Origin of the sequence: Phyllobacterium sp. YR531, from assembly GCF_000282595.1 — a bacterium.
Lineage (GTDB): Bacteria > Pseudomonadota > Alphaproteobacteria > Rhizobiales > Rhizobiaceae > Phyllobacterium.
Genome location: NZ_AKIZ01000016.1, coordinates 381,620 through 399,118 on the forward strand (window position 1 = coordinate 381,620; position 17,499 = coordinate 399,118).

General features: G+C 52.2%; 21 protein-coding genes. 7 read left to right on the top strand and 14 right to left on the bottom strand.

Annotated elements, in window-relative coordinates; all coding sequences use genetic code 11:
* Positions 1-28: 28 nt before the first annotated feature.
* From PMI41_RS08975 to PMI41_RS09000, 4 genes are all read left to right on the top strand, one after another.
* On the top strand, positions 29-865 hold the full coding sequence (locus tag PMI41_RS08975; RefSeq protein ID WP_008123953.1) for an alpha/beta hydrolase: 837 nt from the start codon (positions 29-31) through the stop codon (positions 863-865).
* 11 nt (positions 866-876) lie between these two features.
* Positions 877-2,316: a coniferyl aldehyde dehydrogenase gene (locus PMI41_RS08980; RefSeq protein ID WP_040854405.1), complete on the top strand. Its 1,440-nt coding sequence runs from the start codon at positions 877-879 to the stop codon at positions 2,314-2,316.
* A 57-nt stretch (positions 2,317-2,373) separates the two neighbouring features.
* Positions 2,374-3,315, top strand: coding sequence for an SDR family oxidoreductase (locus PMI41_RS08985; RefSeq protein WP_008123956.1), 942 nt, complete (start codon positions 2,374-2,376; stop codon positions 3,313-3,315).
* An 874-nt stretch (positions 3,316-4,189) separates the two neighbouring features.
* A complete protein-coding gene (locus PMI41_RS09000; RefSeq protein ID WP_157179345.1) occupies positions 4,190-4,519 on the top strand; it encodes a hypothetical protein in 330 nt (109 codons plus the stop codon).
* A 180-nt stretch (positions 4,520-4,699) separates the two neighbouring features.
* Here PMI41_RS09000 and PMI41_RS09005 read toward each other — a convergent pair whose 3' ends face one another.
* Complete coding sequence (locus PMI41_RS09005) at positions 4,700-4,927, bottom strand: hypothetical protein (RefSeq protein WP_008123960.1); 228 nt, start codon at positions 4,925-4,927, stop codon at positions 4,700-4,702.
* Positions 4,928-5,108: 181 nt separating this feature from the next.
* On the opposite strand from PMI41_RS09005, the gene PMI41_RS09010 reads away from it, so the two are divergent.
* Positions 5,109-5,786, top strand: coding sequence for a hypothetical protein (locus tag PMI41_RS09010; RefSeq protein ID WP_052025859.1), 678 nt, complete (start codon positions 5,109-5,111; stop codon positions 5,784-5,786).
* An 86-nt stretch (positions 5,787-5,872) separates the two neighbouring features.
* Here PMI41_RS09010 and PMI41_RS09015 read toward each other — a convergent pair whose 3' ends face one another.
* The 3 genes from PMI41_RS09015 to PMI41_RS09025 all read right to left on the bottom strand — a co-directional run bounded on the left by PMI41_RS09015 (position 5,873) and on the right by PMI41_RS09025 (position 7,259).
* Entirely contained in the window at positions 5,873-6,247 is a 375-nt protein-coding gene (locus tag PMI41_RS09015; RefSeq protein WP_244423918.1) for a GNAT family N-acetyltransferase, read from the bottom strand.
* A gap of 179 nt (positions 6,248-6,426) precedes the next feature.
* The gene (locus PMI41_RS09020; RefSeq protein ID WP_052025860.1) at positions 6,427-6,723 is read right to left on the bottom strand and encodes a DUF982 domain-containing protein; all 297 of its coding nucleotides are present in this window, start codon (positions 6,721-6,723) and stop codon (positions 6,427-6,429) included.
* Between the two features lie 59 nt (positions 6,724-6,782).
* Entirely contained in the window at positions 6,783-7,259 is a 477-nt protein-coding gene (locus PMI41_RS09025) for an Hsp20 family protein (protein ID WP_008123968.1), read from the bottom strand.
* Positions 7,260-7,561: 302 nt separating this feature from the next.
* Between PMI41_RS09025 and PMI41_RS09030 the strand changes: the two genes are divergently transcribed.
* Both PMI41_RS09030 and PMI41_RS09035 read left to right on the top strand, forming a co-directional pair.
* Positions 7,562-8,215 (top strand): hypothetical protein, encoded by a 654-nt coding sequence (locus PMI41_RS09030; protein WP_008123971.1) that lies wholly within the window; start codon positions 7,562-7,564, stop codon positions 8,213-8,215.
* Positions 8,212-9,384: an XRE family transcriptional regulator gene (locus tag PMI41_RS09035; RefSeq protein WP_008123972.1), complete on the top strand. Its 1,173-nt coding sequence runs from the start codon at positions 8,212-8,214 to the stop codon at positions 9,382-9,384. The genes PMI41_RS09030 and PMI41_RS09035 overlap by 4 nt, the downstream gene beginning before the upstream one ends.
* Before the next feature lie 118 nt (positions 9,385-9,502).
* On the opposite strand, the gene PMI41_RS09040 is transcribed toward PMI41_RS09035, so the two are convergent.
* The 10 genes from PMI41_RS09040 to PMI41_RS09085 all read right to left on the bottom strand — a co-directional run bounded on the left by PMI41_RS09040 (position 9,503) and on the right by PMI41_RS09085 (position 17,497).
* On the bottom strand, positions 9,503-10,012 hold the full coding sequence (locus tag PMI41_RS09040; RefSeq protein ID WP_008123973.1) for a hypothetical protein: 510 nt from the start codon (positions 10,010-10,012) through the stop codon (positions 9,503-9,505).
* Entirely contained in the window at positions 9,997-10,272 is a 276-nt protein-coding gene (locus PMI41_RS09045; RefSeq protein ID WP_157179346.1) for a hypothetical protein, read from the bottom strand. The genes PMI41_RS09040 and PMI41_RS09045 overlap by 16 nt, the downstream gene beginning before the upstream one ends.
* Before the next feature lie 33 nt (positions 10,273-10,305).
* A complete protein-coding gene (locus PMI41_RS09050; protein ID WP_008123975.1) occupies positions 10,306-10,596 on the bottom strand; it encodes a hypothetical protein in 291 nt (96 codons plus the stop codon).
* 18 nt (positions 10,597-10,614) lie between these two features.
* Positions 10,615-11,220 carry an N-acetylmuramoyl-L-alanine amidase gene (locus PMI41_RS09055; RefSeq protein ID WP_008123976.1) on the bottom strand — a complete coding sequence of 202 codons (606 nt, stop codon included), beginning with the start codon at positions 11,218-11,220 and terminating at the stop codon, positions 10,615-10,617.
* A 791-nt stretch (positions 11,221-12,011) separates the two neighbouring features.
* Complete coding sequence (locus tag PMI41_RS09060; RefSeq protein ID WP_008123978.1) at positions 12,012-12,446, bottom strand: tail fiber assembly protein; 435 nt, start codon at positions 12,444-12,446, stop codon at positions 12,012-12,014.
* Positions 12,447-12,457: 11 nt separating this feature from the next.
* The gene (locus tag PMI41_RS09065; protein ID WP_008123980.1) at positions 12,458-12,742 is read right to left on the bottom strand and encodes a hypothetical protein; all 285 of its coding nucleotides are present in this window, start codon (positions 12,740-12,742) and stop codon (positions 12,458-12,460) included.
* Positions 12,729-13,115: a hypothetical protein gene (locus PMI41_RS09070; RefSeq protein ID WP_008123982.1), complete on the bottom strand. Its 387-nt coding sequence runs from the start codon at positions 13,113-13,115 to the stop codon at positions 12,729-12,731. The genes PMI41_RS09065 and PMI41_RS09070 overlap by 14 nt, the downstream gene beginning before the upstream one ends.
* A complete protein-coding gene (locus PMI41_RS09075; protein WP_008123984.1) occupies positions 13,115-14,167 on the bottom strand; it encodes a hypothetical protein in 1,053 nt (350 codons plus the stop codon). Before PMI41_RS09075 ends, PMI41_RS09070 begins: the two co-directional genes overlap by 1 nt.
* Positions 14,167-14,469 carry a hypothetical protein gene (locus PMI41_RS09080; RefSeq protein ID WP_008123987.1) on the bottom strand — a complete coding sequence of 101 codons (303 nt, stop codon included), beginning with the start codon at positions 14,467-14,469 and terminating at the stop codon, positions 14,167-14,169. Before PMI41_RS09080 ends, PMI41_RS09075 begins: the two co-directional genes overlap by 1 nt.
* A 277-nt stretch (positions 14,470-14,746) precedes the next feature.
* Positions 14,747-17,497 (bottom strand): hypothetical protein, encoded by a 2,751-nt coding sequence (locus PMI41_RS09085; RefSeq protein WP_008123989.1) that lies wholly within the window; start codon positions 17,495-17,497, stop codon positions 14,747-14,749.
* Positions 17,498-17,499 lie beyond the last annotated feature (2 nt).

The following is a 17,499-nucleotide window of genomic DNA, read 5'->3' on the forward strand; positions in this document are numbered from 1 at the left end:
TAAAACCAACCGTAGGGGAGTTGAAGTCATGCCATATGTCACCACGAAGGACGGTGTTGAGATTTTCTACAAAGATTGGGGCTCCAAGGATGCCCAGCCAATTCACTTCCATCACGGCTGGCCGCTTTCAGCTGATGATTGGGACAATCAGATGCTGTTCTTTCTCCAGCAAGGCTATCGGGTCGTCGCGCATGACCGTCGCGGACACGGCCGCTCGGAGCAGGTCAGCGATGGACACGACATGGATCACTATGCAGCCGACGCCTCGGCCGTAGTCGAGCACCTGGACCTGAAGAACTCGATCCACATTGGCCACTCGACGGGCGGAGGACAGGTTGCGCGCTATGTCGCCCGCCATGGACAGCTCCAGGGTCGTGTTGCCAAGGCAGTGCTGGTCAGCGCCGTGCCGCCGTTGATGGTTAGGACGGCGGATAACCCCGATGGCACGCCAATCGAGGTGTTCGATGGTTTCCGGGCCGCGCTCGCCGCAAACCGGGCGCAGTTCTTCATCGATGTGCCGACCGGGCCTTTTTATGGATATAACCGTTCTGGCGCGCAGATCTCCCAAGGCGTGATCGACAACTGGTGGCGTCAGGGCATGATGGGCAGCGCGAAGGCGCATTATGAGGGCATCAAGGCCTTTTCCGAAACCGATCATACCGACGATCTGAAGGCCATTACGGTGCCGACACTTGTCATGCAGGGCGATGATGACCAGGTCGTGCCCTACAAGGCGGCGGCGATCAAGCAGGACAAGCTATTGCAGAACAGCCAGCTCATTATCTATCCCGGTTTCTCGCATGGCATGCTGACGGTCAATGCCGACGTGGTGAACGCCGATCTGCTGGCATTCATTCGCGGATGAAAGCAACCACGATGACCGTGACCCTTCCGGTTTCTGGCTCCGATATGGCGACGGTTCTGGACTGCCAGCGCGCCTCATTTCTTAATGAGGAGCCGTCGAACATCGCCGACCGGAAGTTCCAACTAAAGCGGCTGCGCGCCGCCGTGCTGACGTATCGCCGCGAACTGGCAGAAGCAGTAAGTGCCGATTTCGGCCATCGCTCGCACCACGAGACTGATATTCTTGAAGTCCTCTGCGTCGTCCAAGCGATCGATTATCTGAATCGAAACCTGCGGCGTTTCATGAGGAAGGACCGCCGTCACGTTGGCCTGTTTTACCGAGCGGGTCGTGCCTATGTCGAGTATCAACCCAAGGGCGTTATCGGCGTGATGTCGCCTTGGAACTATCCATTCTCACTCACGATTATCCCACTCGCGACCGCTCTGGCTGCAGGTAACCGCGTGATGCTAAAGCCGTCAGAACTAACGCCGTGCACAAGTGACGTAATCCAACGGATGATCACCGGGACCTTTCCGCCCGAAGAAGTTGCCGTCGTACTCGGCGGCCCAGAGGTGGGCGCTACCTTCAGCGGACTGCCCTTCGATCATATCCTCTTTACCGGCAGCACGCCTGTCGGTCGCAAAATCATGAAAGCGGCGAGCGACAATCTGGTACCTCTGACACTGGAGCTCGGCGGCAAGAGCCCGACAATCGTAGCCAAGGGCCATGCCACACGGCAGACACTCGACAGCATCGTGTTCGGAAAACTGTCGAACGGCGGCCAGACCTGTATCGCACCGGACTACGCTCTAGTACATGAGGAGGATCTGAAGACCTTTATTACTGAATTCGAAGCAAGTGTCGCGCGCTTCTATCCCGATGGGCCAACTAGCCGCGACTACACCTCGATCATCAACGATCATCATTACGAGCGCCTGAAAGGCCTTGTCGAAGATGTCCGCACGAGCGGCGCGCGTATAATCGAAACGGGCTTGATGCCTGATGACGCACCGCAGCAACTGCGCACGCTTCCTCCGACGCTCGTTGTCGAAGTAGGTGACGACGCTGAAATCATGCGAGAAGAGATTTTCGGTCCGATCCTGCCGGTGCGAACCTATCGTTCCATCAAGGAAGTGATCGACTACGTCAATGCACGACCACGCCCGCTGGCGCTTTATTACTTTGGCGCACAGGATGCCGATTGTGGAGAACTGCTGGCGCGCACCACGTCGGGCAACGTCGGCATCAACAACACGCTGATGCACTTTGCCCAAGATGATCTACCCTTTGGAGGCGTCGGCCCAAGTGGCATGGGAGCCTATCACGGCATTGAGGGTTTCCGCTCCATGAGCCATGCGAAAGGCATATTCATTCAAGGAAAGTGGAATCTGACAAGCCTTTTGCGAGCACCCTTTGGCAACATTGCTAATCTTGCCCTAAAAGTCATGCTCAGGTCCCACGATCCACATTAACTTGCACACTGCCCGATTGCCGCCGCCGGATAGTGGTAACTTCGAAAGGCATCAAAGATGCAAACAATATTAGGGGCCAATGGCCAGATCGCAGTGGAACTCGCACGGGAACTGCGTCGTGCATATACGAATGACTTGCGGCTCGTTAGCCGCAGTCCGCGCAAGGTGAACGATAACGACAATCTCGTCTCCGCCAACCTACTCGATGCGCGGCAGACTGTCGACGCCGTCAAGGGCAGCAATGTCGTCTACTTCACTGCCGGCCTGCCTGCAGATACGAACTTGTGGGAGACCCAGTTTCCTACGATGCTGAAAAATGCTCTGGATGCCTGTCGAGCCGAAAGCGCCAGCTTCGCCTATTTCGACAACACCTACATGTACCCGCAGGATGCCCGAAAGCAGACTGAGGAAATGCCCTTCGCCCCGGTCGGGCGCAAGGGTAAGGTGCGCGCGGCAATGACCTCCATGGTGCTGGAGGAAATGGCGCGGGGAGACATTCCGGTGCTGATCGGCAGAGCCCCTGAATTTTATGGTCCGGGCAACACACAAAGCTTCACCAATGCGCTCGTTATCGACAGGCTCAGGAAAGGGGAAAAGCCGCTTGTACCGCTGCGAGACGATACGCGACGAACCCTTATCTGGACGCCCGACGCGAGCCGTGCACTAGCGACCCTCGGCAATGCTTCGGATGCGTTCGGTCAGACTTGGCATCTACCTTGCAGCGACGACCGGCCGACTTATAAGGAGTTCATCACCATGGCCAGCACCGCTTTTGGAAAGCCGGTGTCTTACAGGGTCTTGCCAAAATGGGCCATCCTTGCGGCTGGCCTGTTCTCGAAAGAAGTGGGTGAGATCAGGGAATTGCTGCCCAGATATGAGCAGGACAACTTGTTTGATTCAACAAAATTCAAGCGCCGGTTTCCCCATTTCGATCTGACCACATATTACGAGGGCGTGGAGCTTATCCGCCGGGAATGGCCGAGCGAGGCGACGTCATAAAGTAGCGGTCATCCAGCGCCCCCATGTCCGAGAATGAATGGATTGTTCTCGCCCGGCCGAAGCTTAAGCCGAACTTGTTGCAAGTGCTGATCGCGGACGTATCTCGATTAGAGAATGACGACGACCAGTGGGAGATTGTGATATTGTCACTTATCGAAGGTCTGACGCTATTGAAATCACATGAGTTCACAACCCATCGTTTGTTCAACAATTTCGCGGGACCATCCCGACCGCTTCAGCAAATGCCATTATCGAAGTAGCAGACAACATGGCATTGGCATTGAACGCAAACGTGCTGCTATCGGTCGAAACTGAACTTGCCCGAATCCGAAAGCGTAATGATGTCTGACGAGCCAAAGCCAGAGACCCCCTCCCATACAGTGAAATCACACAAGATAGTGGAGCATTGGTGCGATCACCCCGGATGCAAGAAATGGGGCAGTCATGGCTTTCATACTCGCTATGGCACATCGTGGTATTGTTACGAGCACAAGGGTGAAGGGAAGGTTTGACGCTCTCAACTGTGATCTTTTTCGGCTTTGTCTAAGCGTTGCAATAAATCTAGAAACTTCTGGTCGGTCGGAATAGGTGACCTTGCCGACCGCATCGCATCTGCAAAACTTACATTCAGCATTTGATTGCGAAAAACATGCTCACCGTTCTTTTTCCCTCTGGAATCATCCTCATTCACAGCCGTTCCTCTCATTGAACGGACAACCCGCCGCAACGAGTTCGGTTCCGTAACCCTCAATCTGATGACGATAGACTCGCGGCAAGTTAGGTGTATGCTGCATACAACATCAACACCGCGCATTCTACTGATGATGGGTGCTTGAGAGATGATATGGCTCTAGGCACAGTGGGAAGCACAGTTATGCCTTTTCGCAATAACATTTACGCAAACAAGTATTCTTCCCGCGATTGGGATGTCATGGCGCAGGCTTACGAACTGGCAATTCGCCAAATTGGCGGCAAGCCACTTATACGGCGGGAACGACTTGCACGTTGCGTCATGACATTCTTTGACAGAGGGGTGCAAAACCCAAGCCAATTGAGTTCGTTGGCGATGAGCAGAGAATTGAGCCTAGTGGATATTGAACGGACGCGTGGAGCGCCTCTCCGCGAAGATGAGATTGCGGCAGCCGACAATGGTTTTTTTCTCAGCGGGGCAAACGGGAATTGGAAAGACTCAACCACAAACTAGACTGTAAGGATTGCGGGACAATTTATCTAACGATACCCGAAACTGTGACAGGCGATACACCTATATTCTGCAGCACGTGCAATCAGTTCATCGGGCGTTGGGCTGACCTTGAGCGGGATTTCGAATCCCAAGGTGGCCAAGACGGCGTTTTTTCGATGCACGATGGAAAAATTGATCGGATCAGCTAGTGATGGAAGTGCATATCCGTCCGGAATTCCATGGGATAACCTCTTGGCCGCCGTCAACATAGATAACAGTCAATGCTTGTTCCGAACTTGAAACGACTTTGGCTTGTTTCCAGTCGGAGCTGTCCGGAATATTTTCACTAGGTTCACGAGTTAAGATTTTCACAGCGTCACCCTGTTTTAGCGATGCCCTGTATTTCGAGACAAGATCTGGCTGTTCCATGAATTTATCCTCCTATGGTCTACAACTCGCCTGCCGCGCGAGAGTTGCAGCAAAAACCGATTTACCTTTTTCTTTGACGGAGTAAAAAATTTAAACGCAGAGTTGCACGCGAGGGCATAATCGCGGAATTGTATGATGAGTGATTGATTCGCACACACATTTCTATCTTGGGGTTCCGCAAATGAATTTCAAAGCGTTCAAGCAAATCGCCTACTTCTCAACGCTTGTATTGATACCGCTTAACAACGCTCTCGCGGCTGATGTATCAACCAAACCGAAGGCCGAACCCTTCGTATATTTTGCCACTTCGGATCCATTCCTGAAGCCCGGACAACAACCCACCAAGAACGATGTCACGCTTTTCGGTGGTGCTTTTACCACCGACACGGCAGGCGGCGCTCTGCGCGTGTTCACCACTGACTACACATCGAACTATATTATAGGCGCAACTTATGGCCGCGATGTCTTTGATCTTGGCGCAGGCTTTCTGCTTGGTGGCGTGGCCGGCGCAGCAATTCGCTTCGGTGAGGATGATGATACTTCTGCAGAGGTTTGGGCTGGTGCCCGCCTCAAGCACCAAGGTCTTGTCATCGGCGACCTGCTGATTTCTCCAGCCTTCACTGCTGGCTTGAGTGCCGTGACGGGTAAGACGGAAATCGAAAAAGGGCGAGAGGAGCGCTACGATGGCAATGCCACCTTTATCGGTTTTTTGGGGCCGGAGCTGTCTTTCCGCTGGCGTGGAGAACCCAATCTCGAACTGACCTGGCAGTTGCACCATCGTTCAGGCGGTGGCGGCACATTCGGCGACATGGGCGAAACTTCGAACGCCAATACGATAGGCATACGTTACAGATTCTAAGCGGTTCTCCACAATCATGCAAAAAGCGCCGCCCATCCCGAAGGAAAGAGCGGCGCTGATTGGTTCTAAGAATCGATACGCAGCGATTATTGCGATAGACTTTTGATAAAAAAAACTTCGCTTTCTGGTTGAAAGCTGCCGAGAGAAATAGCGCCTTGTAGCTGGAAACCATTGGACTTGTGCCACGCTTGTGGCTCAGGCTCGTCAATCACACTCGATGTCATGAGAACATCTGCCCCATTTGCAAGCATAAGCGTTTCCCAATGCTGAAGCATTTGCCTCCCTATTCCGCTGCGTCTGAGCTCGGGAGTGACAAAGATCATTTCCATGTAGGGGATTTTACCCCAGAACCAACTGTACCGAAGAAAACCGATTGGCTCGTTTGAATTCAGGGCAAGGACGTATTCGGAGTGGAAAATGCAACGCTCGATCCAAGGTGTAGATCGTGCTCGATAAGCCACAATTTGTGCGTGCTATCGGCTTTCGTTATATTGAAGTTCTTCATGCCGCCGTCATATTAATTCGCAGCTTATTTGGCAATGCCGTCGCGGGCCTGAAAAGTGGCGCAAGGGCAAAATGCGGCGTAGGGGCGTAAACGGAAAATAACCCCGGCATCCGTGAAGACGCCGGGGCTACTGGGTCACTGTGCGCGCAGACTTCCTCCGCCGTGACGATGCCTCAAGACGGGGATAGTTTCAGGTGCAAGCAAGTCATGTTTTTTCGCGAAAGCCATAAAAAGCCCGCGAGCTGTTTCAGTTTCAATCTCCCCTGTCAGCACGCCTTTGCAAGCATTCAAAGCTATGCTGTGTGAAATATCCCGGCTATGAACTGGCCAGTCATTCAACAACTGGTAGGCGTCCAAAACAGAGGTGATGTCTACGGGTACGCCAAGGCCAACCAAGACGGAAACGGGCCTCATGAAATACTTCTCCATCATGACAATTGTTCCCTTTATAAAAAGGAAGGCGCAATTAGCGCCCTCCCCGGTTGCTGATATTAGGCCGCCTCTTGATGTTTTGACTTCGCCACCCCCTTCGATGCCGAGACGGTTTCCTCTGTGCCAATTGAAATCTTGCGCGGTTTCATGGCTTCTGGAACCTCTCGGATCAACTCAATTGATAGCAGACCATTCTCAAGCCCTGCACCGGTTACACGCACGTGATCAGCGAGCTCAAACCTGTGCTCAAACGGGCGTCCAGCAATGCCTCGGTGAAGATACTCGGACTGTTGTGACTCTTCCTTCTTCCCGGTGACCGTTAGGAGATTGGATTGATACGTCAAATCCAGATCGTCCTGTGAGAAGCCCGCCACAGCGACCGTGATCCTGTAGGTGTCTTCACCCGTTTTCGCAATGTCGTAAGGCGGCCAGTCGCTTATCGACCTTGCACGCTGAGCGTTTTCCAAGAGATTGAAAACCCGGTCGAAACCAACGCTTGACCGGAACAGTGGTGCGAAATTTGAATTTGCTGTCATTGCCATATCCTCCTTGAAGCAACATGACGCTGAGACGCCGAAGTTGACGCCTCCAGCGGTTTCGATCCTACTTGAGCGATCGACGCAAAATGATTTAGTTTTGGCCAAATCGAATTCAAGGACTTCGGCAAAAAAAAATTTAGGAGAACGCCTCAAGTCGAATGCAGTACATTCCGAAGGACAGAGCGGCGCGCAAAGAGACAGTGGATATCAGTTTAAAATTAAAATCATACAGATCATATGTGTTGACTTTTTTCCAAAAATACTCGTATTTGTTGTAAAGTGTGTTTTTGGAGATTTGCATGGCAACCGCTACTAATCCTGCCCAAGACTTAGTTGATGAAGAATTTCCTTCCATTTATCGTCCATTAGTTCCGGCGGCTTTGAAGCGCGCGTACGCAAGTGCTGATCAAGCTTTCGAGAAGCTTGAATTCTTGAGTACACCCAGCGGTAAATTTCAACGTGGCGACTTGGTAGTACTCGCTGCGGAGTTTGAGTTTTATAAGCTTATCCGAGAAGGCCAATTACCGTTTGATCCGTGCTGGGAGGACTACGCCAGCCCCACAGGTAAGCATCTCGTTATGAAATCGCCGTCTGCTCAGATCACTTTAAACCAGGTAGATTATCCTCACCAAAAACCTAGGCGTGCTATCTTCCGCGACCAATTCGCTGTTCCCAATACACGGTATCTTTTTGCTGAATGGAACAGGGAGCACGATGACAATCAAGACAAAAAGCATATTTTGTTGCTCCATGGGCATGGTGACTTGCGTTTTGCAAATCTCTCAGTCCCGCACCCGTCTCAAAACCGATTGATTTGGTGGACAGAGAACTTGTTGAAAGTTCCACATACAATTAATGCGGGATCAACTGCCAACGTCGGTGAAGGCCCTACGGAGTCGCCCGATGCAGAACTTGTAGAGGAAATTATAAAGACGATTCGGGATTCACGATGAACGAGAACGTTTTCCAGTTTCCTGATCGTACTGCAGGCGTGGTTCCTCAGCGCATTGCGGATGCACGGATTGCACTTCAACTCTCTAGGTCGGATGTAGCACGGGAATTAAACGTGAGCGGGACCGCCGTTGGGTATTATGAAAATGGCGACCGCCGACCCGACATGAACACCCTCATGCAACTATCATCTGTTTTAAAACAACCGGTATCTTTTTTCTTCAAGGAAACTTCTAACAAGTTGCAAAAGAAAAAAGTGCGTTTCTTCAGAAGTGTCGGTCCAAAAAGCAACAAAGTGAATATGGCATTGGACGTTCGCACCAATTGGTTGAGCGAGTTTGTTGATACACTTTTGGGTGCGGGCATTCGGCTTCCAGCGCCTAATGTGCCTTTGTTTAATGACGTAGAGCCCGATGGAGAGTTCTCTCTTGAACAAGTGGAATATATTGCCGCGAGAACACGTCGGCACTGGGCTTTGGGTGACGGTCCCATAAATAATATGGTTGCACTATTGGAATCTCAAGGTGTCATTGTTGGACGCTTTGGTATGGCTTCCGAAAAGATTGACGCATTTTCGTGTTGGATTGAATCAACACCTTTCATCATCTTAGGGTCTGAGAAGGGCTCGGCAGTGCGGTCAAGATTTGATGCTGCCCACGAGCTGGGCCATTTGATCCTTCATCGAGATATTACGTTAGATGATATGGAGTCGAAAAGTACTCGGTTAAGGATCGAACGTGAAGCCAACTGGTTCGCTGGGGCTTTTTTGGTGCCTAAAACAGCTCTTTTGAGGGAGTTTTACTCACTTCGAGCGAGCCATCTGAAAGGGCTGAAACAGCGGTGGCTAGTTTCGATGCAATCAATTGCTCATCGCGCTCGAGATATCGGCGTGATCGATGACAACCAGTATGTTTCGTTTCGAATTCAGATGACCAAAAGAAAAGAACTTAACAAGGAGCCATTGGATGATGTGATCCCGATTGAGCGACCAGGCCTTCTTTACAATGCTTGGCGAAAGCTCGTGGATAACGGGCGCTTGCCGGAATTAGAATCGGAGGATTCACTGTCGTTTTCTTTTGAAGTACTGCGAGACCACCTAGGTCGTGAAGTCAGCGCGGTCGAACGTCAAAATGCTGGCATGCTCTCTTTAATTCAGGCTGATAAGAAATAGTCGAAATCCCCCATTACTCAGATCACTTAAAAAAGCCCCGGCATCCGTCAGGACACCGGGGACTCATAACATGTATGCTTGGCATGGATGGTTGAGCTATAACATGGATGGCTATACCTCAATCCATACTTTCAAAAACGGGCGGCTGAAACGGCACGAGTGATGTGCTCGGGGTTATCTCGAATTTTATGTGTGGGGCATTTACCTTCACAGTCCAGCCCAATCTCTGAATGACATTGCAAGCAAACTCCAGCTTCACCTCATAATAGGCGGTTCCAACGGCAGCGTTGGCTGGGATAGTAATGCTGCGCTGATAGACTTCTCGCCCCTTCTTAAGATTGGAGCCGACAGTGAAGTTCGTTATTGAATGACGAGTGCCTGCCGAATCCACCAGCCAGCGCTTTACGGTTGATGAACAAATCCGGGACCGCTCGACTTCAAATTCCACCTCAATGGTTCCGCCCTGTGGGACTGATACCGAAAGCGCAGATGCTTTGATGTAAAATATCGGTGGCTGGCGATCAGCGACCATTATCCCGAGACTGACCGCCCCGTAGATGGCAAAGGCTGCAAACAGTGTCATCGCCCCCTTTGCCCACATGCTCATTGATTTCAGATCTTGAACCATGCGAACACCTTCAACATTCCTTCCCAGAACATGATGGTTCCCAGGAATATCCCGAGTACGCCCACGATGAGCCATTTGAAGAACTTGCCGATCACCTTGGCATTGCGAACCATGACAAAGATTTCGGTGACATCCTCTGCTGGCGCTTCAGCTACCACTTCCAAAGTGTCGATGTTCTTCTCTTCAAGCTGTTCGAAGAACCTCTTGGTTTTGTCTGGTAGCTGAATCCAGCGCTGTACTGCAGCCGCGTCTTTGTCCATTGGCATGCCCTGTCCTATCGCAATGCTGGAATGCTATTTCGCTGCGGGTATTGTTATGTCGGGAATTCCGGCCGGCGTCTTGATCTGTACGCTTACACTTGGCGGCACTTTCGCATCAATCTGGGCAGCAGCAGTGAGCGCCTTGGTGGAGTTTTTGGTGTAGTACCACCAGCCCACAGAGATGATCGCGAGGAAGGCGCCAGTAAGATTCTCAGCATTGGCCTGATCAAGCCCGCCGCTTGCGACGAGATAGCCGGAGAGGATTTGCAGGAAGTGCCGAACCATTGGCAGAACGACGGTGTTGAAGATGACAGTCTTGTCCATGGGAATTTCCTTCGAGGATTAGATGATTGATCCGAGAGCGTCCTTGCGAACGTCGAATGAGGGACACGCCTTGGCGGCGTATTGCTTGTGGCCGGTGACTTTCTTGATCGCGGGATATTTGGAGATCAGCGCCTTTACCGTCGCGATCAACGCGGCTTTCTGGGCTGGCGTGCGCGTGTCCTTGGCTGTCTTGCCGTCCTTCGCGACGCCGCCGACATACACGATGCCAAGCGTGCCGGTGTTATGACCCGCTACATGTGAGCCAATCTGCGCTTCCGGCCGTCCTGGCTGAACGGTCCCATCAAGCAGAACAACGTAGTGATAGCCAATGTCCTTCCAGCCCTGCGCCTTGTGCCAGCCCCGGATTGTCTCAACCGAAACATCACTGCCCTCTGGCGTGGCAGTGCAATGGATGATGATTTCGTTGATAGCACGGGTGGCTTTGGGCTGGGCAGTAACTGGCGACTTGCTGTCTACAGGCGGTATTGTGGCAACCGGCACTTTGAGTCGATCCAAAGCAAGAGCCACGCCATCGTGATACTTCTGTCCGGCCTTGCCATCCAGCACGCCTACGTCAATGCCAAGCGCTGTCAGGCGCTTCTGGTTATCCAGAATCGTTGTCATGATGATTTCCTCAAAGATATGGAACATGAGAGAGCCAGCGCGAGTTAATACGAGGCTGGCATGGGTAGATACGTGTCGGCAGAGGTCCTGACGCCGTTACATCACTCCAATGACGAAGGGCGTCAGGCCTCACTTTAATCTGAAGTTTCAGTTTAGACGTATAACCTCATTATCGGAGGTGAATGTCATGACCGATGAGAAGGACAGACCCTATCTTACAAGCGTATGGCCCTATTTACTGATCGTCGCTGCGCTGTCGGTGGTATCGATTGTTGCCGGTCGCGCGTGTTCTGAAAGGCATGAGCATGGATATCGAGTACCAGCTCATAAAGATGTGCAATAAGTTGCTAGATCGAAGTGTGTATTGTTCTGCCTCAATCTGTACTCCAAATTGTTGCTGCTGATATGGGAGTTTCAGCACGGCTCGGGGTTCTGCACGATAGCGAGCCTCGAGCCACCCTCAACACATTTAACTATGCATGATGAATTGCACTTGTCCTACAAGTGGGTTTAACTGGTCTATGCCACCCTATAGAATGGCACCTTCCCAGCGCTGACTTAACTAGCCCTTTATCGGCGCTGGGATAACATTTGGTCGGTGTGCTCTTTCTGCACTCGACTCCCCAAGATCAGGAATGCCAAAAATAATAACCAGAGAACTGAAGAAACTCAGGGGATATATATGGAAATATTAGTAGCGTTCGCGTGCGTTATCGCAGTTTTGTTCCTAGGTCTCATAACATTGTTGAAAGTCCAAAAGCGCTCTATCGATTAGGCAGGGTCGCAGTAAACTAAGGCCGCACCGGCCAGATGACCATGGTGGGGTCTTCCAATCCATTGGTCATGTCGCGAAGCGCTTGCCGGTATGCGGCCCACTTCGCTGTATCAACCGGAGCATCAGGCATTTGCGTCCAGTCAGTTTCTGCAAGGATGGCATTTCGCCTTGCTCGCAGCGCCTGCCACGCTTCTTCTACTAACAACGCCGTATCAAATGGTTTGATTTCGTTGCCAGCCTCTATCCAGTCAAGCAATTCCTGACTGAGGGAGTTTTGCGCTTTGCCTTCAACAACATCATAAAAGATAGTTTTAGCCATACCGTTGCGGATGATTTCGACTGAACCAAGCCGATCATAGGAAGCGGCGGTAATGCCGGTTTGATCCATTGTATCGGCAACGCTGTAAGCGACAGCAGAAATCCAGTTTTTGACTTCCTGAAGGGTTTTCATCAAACCTCCCGTCACAGCTTGGCAGCATCGGTGAAGAACTGATCGACCTGTTCAAGGGCAAAGCCCAATGCCGCAAAGCCTTGCTGCAGCATTTCGTCTGTGCGCAGGAACGTTCCACTGTCGGCATAGGCAGCTTTTGTCCGCTCGTCCTGCGTGGCAATCCAGCCCCCAACTTGATCAAGGAGCCCGGCATCGATGAGCTGCAGGCGGAACTGGCGGCGCGTGACACGATCCGGCACCAAGGCAGTCGTTTTCATTTCCTTGGTGACGACAGTTGCAGGATCAATCTTCCACATCGGTTTGTTCCCCCACCTGAACCTTTGGGTACATCGCTTCCCATTCTTCCCTTGTCGGCATGGGCGGCTCTTCAATCACCGGATCATGCGGGACAGCAATGTCACCGTCAGCCGCATCCCTGATGCAGCGTGGGTAAGCGACGTGCTGGGAAGGATTGAGACCATGAGGAAGCGCAAGGGTAAGATTGATCTTGCCGTTGATGCGCGAGACTTCACCGCAGATGAAATCACACGGGATGATGCCTGAAGGGATTGTTCCTCCATCCGGCAAATCGGTAAAATCGAACTGTTCGCCGTTGATGGTGAGAATGTCACCGGATTTGCTCAAAGTGAGAGTGGCATCCATGACGATGGGTGAAAATGTTATTTTCATCAGTACCACCTTCCAATTGAACAATAAGACACAGCGATATCCACGGTCGCACCCGCTGCCGTCCGACCGCAATAAATGGTGATGCTTGTTGCATTTGCGCCGCCCGGAGAAACCATGAACGCTCTCGGATCACTGGTCACGCATGCGACATTGGATCGGAGCCCAACAGCTCCAGCAACAAATGCAGCAGGATAGGTAAACACGCCACTCGTGACCGCATTGCCAGCCGCGCTGATGACACCGCCACCCCAGCAAATCTGAACGCCATCGGAGAACCTTATGAAGTATCCATTTGCATTATTGCCAGCCACTGAACTTGCCGAAGCCCACGCGGACCATGTCGCATCGGTCACGCCCTTGGTTCTAACGAGAACGTAGGGCAGCGCAGTCGTTCCGAAATAAGCTCTGGCGATCTGGTGAAGAGCATTGTTTCCAACGTAAATTGCTTGTGTCATCACGTGGAAGAACGAAACGCCCGGGATCGTCGGCGTTCCTGCAACTGCCGTCCCGTACAGGCCGGAATCACCTGCTACAGCATTGTTGAGATTGGCATCCGCTGCCGTTGGATAATAACCGCCAAACCGTGACAGTGACGCCGCCAGTGCACCCTCGACAAGCACGGAACGACCAGCCGTAATGTCAAACCCGTTCGCTTGTGGCGGTATATAGTCAACCAGCCCCATGGTGGTTGCATCCGTGAACATCGTGAGCTTGTTCGGCGCACCATTCAATGCGGCCAAGGCGGCAACGCTTGCCTGGCTGAGCATCTTGCGCACTTGGCCAAGCAGGACGCCATAACGGGAATTGTCACCCTGCCACCTAATCCAATAAGCCGAACCGGCAGGCAGTGTCGGACCACGCCAGTTGTCCTTCAGGGTGATGGACGTATTGCTGTTCACCGTATCAATACGGGCACGGGTATAACCGTCACTGCCGAAAGTATCACCGGGCTGGATGCCATCAGTGAGCCAGAACGTGCCAACGCCGGTTACATTCTTGGTGCCGGTTGTGACTGATACGGTCCCGGCAACGATGTCTGTGTCTTCCGCCATCAGTTTGCCTTTCCGGGTTTCGAAGGGGTCAGCTTTGCGACGTCCTCGCGAACCTCATCCAAATTCTTCTCTGCCGCTTCCACCCGCTCCTGTAGCTGCTTGTTGGATTCCAGAAGTTCCGCATTCTTCTGCTGTTCGCGGCGCAATGCTGCCCGAAGTCCAATGGTGCGGGTTTCATAGAACATCTTCACCGCCATCAGTTCTTCGGCATGGTCAATCGGCAGGATATCCGGCTCCTTCGGTGCCATCGCTTCGGCAATGGCTTCGAGCGTTCCGGCTTCGTTTGTCGTTTCAACAGTCATGTTCTCTCCTTCCCGCTTTCACGGGCTGCAGTGGAATTTTCTAAGAGTTGTGGTGTTACTTTTTCCACCAGACGGATTTGACGTAGGCGCTTAGGACAGTTGCACCCACGGTGTTGGTTTGGTTTTGATATTCAAGAATGTAGGTATTTGTGCCCAGTGCTGGTGTGGTGTGTAGAAAGAATCCGGCGTCGTTTATCGTTCGTTCAACGGCACCACCGCCAGACGCTGCAACTGTGTTGTCGATAGATTTCAGGATTTCGCCGGATTGAACATGACGTCAGCGAACTTTCGCAAATGATATCGAGCCAGTAGCTGCTCTAACGAACGTGAATAGGCCATACTCACAAAACACCGGGGTCTGTTCAGGATTCTGGGTAACGATTGTCGAACCCGCAACCGTGGTCCAGCCTGCGTTGTTGTTGCCATTTGTTTGCTGCGCTAGAGAATAATCGGCATTTGCCGTCACCGCACGAAAGCCAAGGTTTGAAGTGCCGACGATGAGATTGCCAATGATCGCATTGCTGATATCCACGTTGCCAAGCGTGGACGAGATCGCCGACAGCATGTTTGCGCGAACATCATTGAGGTAAAGCACACCGGCTTGAAAGATCAACGGATACTTTTTCGCCGATCCGCTGATGACGGCAAAACGATCTGCATTGACCAGAAATTCGCTCATTCCTCCGGCAAGTGCACTCAGGAAGGCCGCTGCTTGACTAGTAACACCTCCGGCTGATGCCGATACGCTCAGTCCCATGGTGGAAAGTGCACCGGACTGCGTTGCAACCTGTTCGGCGCGAAAGATGCCGTTGGCGTAAACATTCCCTACACGCGCTTCATTGACATCAACGCGATTGGTAACAGCAGTCAGTTCACCGTCGATTGTACTGACTGTTGTCGAGAGCGTGTTCGTGATGGCAGCAAGCGCTTGAAGACCCGTTTGCGGATCATTCATTCTTGCCGTCAGCTCAGTAATGCTGAGTGCCGCTGCTGCGCTCTGGGTAGCCACTGCGCTGATCTGCTGACGGAACGACGCTGCAAAGTTTCCGACCTTGGCCTGAACTGCTTTGAAATCCTCTGCCGATTGTGCACCGGACTCCGCGATCAGCGACATTATCTGCTGTCTCGCATCGGATGCAACACGCAGGGATTTGCCGATCCAGTCGAGCTTTTGCGTTAACTTGGCAATGGTGTCGTCAACCATGCCTGGCAGATATACCGTTTCGCGGCTGGTCTTTGTCGCAGTGGTCAGCCAAGGCGTGAATGTTTTGAAACGATCAGGTACCGTCTCAATCGTTGCCCGTGCCTCATAGAACACGCCGGACTGAACATTCTTCGCAGTTGTGTAAACGCCTTTTTCCGGCAATCCGGTCTGGTCTTCAAACTCTTCCGTCGTGCCTGCCACGCGATAGAAAAAGCGAACGGCAATGATCGTTGGGTCTTGGGGCGGTGTCCAACCAAAACGAAGCGTCGGACGTTCAAAGCCGTCCTCGCCCTCTTGTATGCCTACCTCGACAGCCCAGCCTTGTACCGTTGTCAGGATGGAAGGATTGATTGGCGGTGAAGGCGGGATGATGACAGGGCCAGGCTCAATATTGCCATCCGCATAGATATCTGCGCCAGTTTCGGAAAGGAGAAGCGTGAACTGGAAACGTTCGTCACATCGCCATTCTGTTATCAGCCAAGATTTACTTTGGAATGTAACCCATTCACCTTCCTGTACTTTCAGTCCTACACGGCGGCTGACCGGAACCGTAGCTTGGCCGCCTTTTCTGTTCTGGCGGTAGCGAATATTGAGCAGGTATTGAGCAATATCCGGATCAGAGACCTGCAGAAAATCATTGCTGGTCTGGCGTCGCCTTCCATCTGTCGCAATATCCGCGTTGACGACAATCGGCTTTAGGCTCTCGGCGCTCCAGTTGCTTTCAATGGAGGTGAACTGGCCCGACATCATGTTGAACATGTCGAAGGCCGACTTGCGCAGGCTGAGTTCCTGAGCACGGTCTATCGGGATATCAGCGGCAGTAATTTCCAGGACAGGTATTTGGGGCGCACCCGGAATAACGCCCGAAAGGCCACGACGATTCAGGCCATACCCTGCCATGGCATCGTCAAATTCCTTCAGGATTTCTGTATGATCATCATCGCCCTGAACGTAGATGGCGCTCTGGTAGGTTGGCTTTCCCTTCCTGATAGTGTCGCAGACGTTCATCGCAGCGAAATATGACGACAAATCAAGCTGACCGAGTGACTTGCCCTCACCAATCAATGTGCGGCCGGAGATTAAACCTTTCAGACCGAGCTGATAATTAAAGCGTTGCAGGGCGGGATTCTTGCTGAACTGCCAAGTCGCAGGATTGTCCAAACGATGGGCGCCAGAACCTCCGGCAACAGTGCTATCCTTGCGCGGGTCATAAAGCCGAAGCCCGCGAAGCACGAACTCGAACTCTGGCTGGCCTTTTTCGAAGCGATTATCGTATTCGCGCTCGACAACAACATAGCACAGGCCTGCGCAAACACTTGTCGCCTTCCACTTACGGCCAAGATCATTGGTATCATTGACAAGCTTGGTATCAACCGGCTGCCCCGGACGCCCGTCATAAAAACGGATCGTCAGGTTGTTGCCGAAGTCCTCGACATAGTAACGAGCAACCTCCCCGCCTTCTACAGGTTGAGGAACAAGGGTCTGCTTTTCGCCATAAAAATACAGTCCCTCAAGCCCGTCACACCATCCGTTTGAAAGGATATAAACGTCGCCATTGAACTTGTTGCCTTTGCCCCATTTGGCATAATAGGCGCGATGGCCTTTGACTTTGCCGGTGCCATACATCGCTCCAACGGGAACATCAGCACCGTACTGAATTTCTCCTTGAACAGCGGAATACTTACGCTTCTTCGGCCGGTTTAGATAACTGACTGCAAGGCGCGCACCGAAAGCGAGTGCCGAGGATATCAGTGTTGCTGCAAGCGTAGAGCCAGCAAAAAGCGCGCCAGCAATCGCAGCGCCAATAGCCGAAAAAATGGGCATGA

Bases quoted from the DNA above. Each gene is read 5' to 3' on its own strand.
- PMI41_RS09075 (WP_008123984.1), bottom strand. From the start codon at position 14,167: ATGGCGGAAGACACAGACATCGTTGCCGGGACCGTATCAGTCACAACC.
- PMI41_RS09030 (WP_008123971.1), top strand. From the start codon at position 7,562: ATGGCAACCGCTACTAATCCTGCCCAAGACTTAGTTGATGAAGAATTT.
- PMI41_RS09040 (WP_008123973.1), bottom strand. From the start codon at position 10,012: ATGGTTCAAGATCTGAAATCAATGAGCATGTGGGCAAAGGGGGCGATG.
- PMI41_RS09005 (WP_008123960.1), bottom strand. From the start codon at position 4,927: ATGGAACAGCCAGATCTTGTCTCGAAATACAGGGCATCGCTAAAACAG.
- PMI41_RS09035 (WP_008123972.1), top strand. From the start codon at position 8,212: ATGAACGAGAACGTTTTCCAGTTTCCTGATCGTACTGCAGGCGTGGTT.
- PMI41_RS09060 (WP_008123978.1), bottom strand. From the start codon at position 12,446: ATGAAAACCCTTCAGGAAGTCAAAAACTGGATTTCTGCTGTCGCTTAC.
- PMI41_RS09085 (WP_008123989.1), bottom strand. From the start codon at position 17,497: ATGCCCATTTTTTCGGCTATTGGCGCTGCGATTGCTGGCGCGCTTTTT.
- PMI41_RS09080 (WP_008123987.1), bottom strand. From the start codon at position 14,469: ATGACTGTTGAAACGACAAACGAAGCCGGAACGCTCGAAGCCATTGCC.
- PMI41_RS08985 (WP_008123956.1), top strand. From the start codon at position 2,374: ATGCAAACAATATTAGGGGCCAATGGCCAGATCGCAGTGGAACTCGCA.
- PMI41_RS09050 (WP_008123975.1), bottom strand. From the start codon at position 10,596: ATGGACAAGACTGTCATCTTCAACACCGTCGTTCTGCCAATGGTTCGG.
- PMI41_RS09000 (WP_157179345.1), top strand. From the start codon at position 4,190: ATGCCTTTTCGCAATAACATTTACGCAAACAAGTATTCTTCCCGCGAT.
- PMI41_RS09020 (WP_052025860.1), bottom strand. From the start codon at position 6,723: ATGATGGAGAAGTATTTCATGAGGCCCGTTTCCGTCTTGGTTGGCCTT.
- PMI41_RS09055 (WP_008123976.1), bottom strand. From the start codon at position 11,220: ATGACAACGATTCTGGATAACCAGAAGCGCCTGACAGCGCTTGGCATT.
- PMI41_RS09065 (WP_008123980.1), bottom strand. From the start codon at position 12,742: ATGTGGAAGATTGATCCTGCAACTGTCGTCACCAAGGAAATGAAAACG.
- PMI41_RS09010 (WP_052025859.1), top strand. From the start codon at position 5,109: ATGAATTTCAAAGCGTTCAAGCAAATCGCCTACTTCTCAACGCTTGTA.
- PMI41_RS08980 (WP_040854405.1), top strand. From the start codon at position 877: ATGACCGTGACCCTTCCGGTTTCTGGCTCCGATATGGCGACGGTTCTG.
- PMI41_RS09070 (WP_008123982.1), bottom strand. From the start codon at position 13,115: ATGAAAATAACATTTTCACCCATCGTCATGGATGCCACTCTCACTTTG.
- PMI41_RS09045 (WP_157179346.1), bottom strand. From the start codon at position 10,272: ATGGACAAAGACGCGGCTGCAGTACAGCGCTGGATTCAGCTACCAGAC.
- PMI41_RS08975 (WP_008123953.1), top strand. From the start codon at position 29: ATGCCATATGTCACCACGAAGGACGGTGTTGAGATTTTCTACAAAGAT.
- PMI41_RS09025 (WP_008123968.1), bottom strand. From the start codon at position 7,259: ATGACAGCAAATTCAAATTTCGCACCACTGTTCCGGTCAAGCGTTGGT.